The sequence below is a fragment of the Neisseria sp. P0022.S010 genome (assembly GCF_051956635.1).
The window spans coordinates 1-1,158 of the sequence record NZ_JBQCXF010000721.1; the positions used below are offsets into that span (position 1 = coordinate 1).

Annotated in this window: 2 protein-coding genes; both read right to left on the reverse strand. The window is 50.1% G+C overall.

Annotated elements, in window-relative coordinates:
• Positions 1 to 172: 172 nt before the first annotated feature.
• On the reverse strand, positions 173 to 766 hold the full coding sequence (locus ACTHUT_RS20925) for an NMCC_0638 family (lipo)protein (protein WP_070713007.1): 594 nt from the start codon (positions 764 to 766) through the stop codon (positions 173 to 175).
• A gap of 12 nt (positions 767 to 778) precedes the next feature.
• Positions 779 to 1,003 (reverse strand): sulfurtransferase TusA family protein, encoded by a 225-nt coding sequence (locus tag ACTHUT_RS20930; protein WP_003681929.1) that lies wholly within the window; start codon positions 1,001 to 1,003, stop codon positions 779 to 781.
• Positions 1,004 to 1,158 lie beyond the last annotated feature (155 nt).

Genomic DNA, 1,158 nt, shown 5'->3' on the forward strand with positions numbered 1-1,158 from the left:
AACGGCTTTGAGTGCGTCGCCGTCGCGCAGGTGTAAGTGCATATCGTCGGGGCGGATGATGGTCAGGGTTTGCATAGCTTACTTTCGAGTGGTTTGGTTTGATAATGTTTCAGACGGCCTTTATTCGGCGGTAACGGTTTCTATCGATTTGATGTTTCAATCGTCAACCGGCCTAAGGCAAAACGGCGGCCTTATTGTCGTAAGAATGATGGGTCAAATAAAAAACAGCCTGTACCGGAAAATGCTCGGACGACGTTGTTTTAACGGTCAGCAAGGTTTCTTTCGGACTGCCGGACGCGCGCCATGCGTAGGAAATCTGACGCATAGGCAACGGGGTTTCCGCCAAATTATCGGCACGCAACTCAGCGTTCAAACCTTGCGGCGGATTTTCTGCCAAAGCCAAAAATTGTTTAAAAATCAGATGGTCGTCGGCTTTAGCCGTGCGCACGCTGCAACTGTCTTCAGTCAGGCTCAAATAATAATCTGCGCCGTTTTCCGTTTTCTTCCAAATGCTTAATGCCTCCAAATCCATCATTCCGGCAGGCAAATCGGCAATATCTTTTTTCGACAATAAAACCAGTTTGTTGGCATTGGCAAACTCGCCGACAAGGGCGACATCTCCGTCTGCGGACACGCAGCTTTGGCGGAACAAGTCGGTTACATTTTGGGCATAATCGGCAGCGTTCTGCGGCGAAACGCCTTCATTACCGCATGCACTCAGGCAGACGGCCAATACAGCGGCAGACAACGCGACGGCTTTAGACATTTCAGACGGCCTTTATTTGTGCTTCAACACCAGCTTGAACACGCCGTCGGCCTCGCTCGATTCCAACAAAACATGTCCAGTCTGACGGCAAAACGCTTCAAAATCGCCGGGCGCGCCGCCATCGGTGGCCAATACGGTCAGCACTTCGCCTTCCTGCATTTGCGCCAAAGCTTTTTTGGCACGCAAAATCGGCAGAGGGCATTTCAAACCGATGACATCCAGAGTTTGTGTATTCATGATGAAAACTCGTCATATTAATCAGAATTAACGTCAATTATACCGCACTTACTTGCACCCCACCCTGCAAGCCCATAAAATAAAGCCGTTTTTCACTTTGGAGCTGTCTATGCGCCGTTTTGCCCTTCTCGCTCTCAGCCTTGCCGCGACTCAAG

Excerpts from the sequence above, each read along its gene's own strand:
- ACTHUT_RS20925 (WP_070713007.1), bottom strand. The coding sequence starts at position 766 with ATGTCTAAAGCCGTCGCGTTGTCTGCCGCTGTATTGGCCGTCTGCCTG.
- ACTHUT_RS20930 (WP_003681929.1), bottom strand. The coding sequence starts at position 1,003 with ATGAATACACAAACTCTGGATGTCATCGGTTTGAAATGCCCTCTGCCG.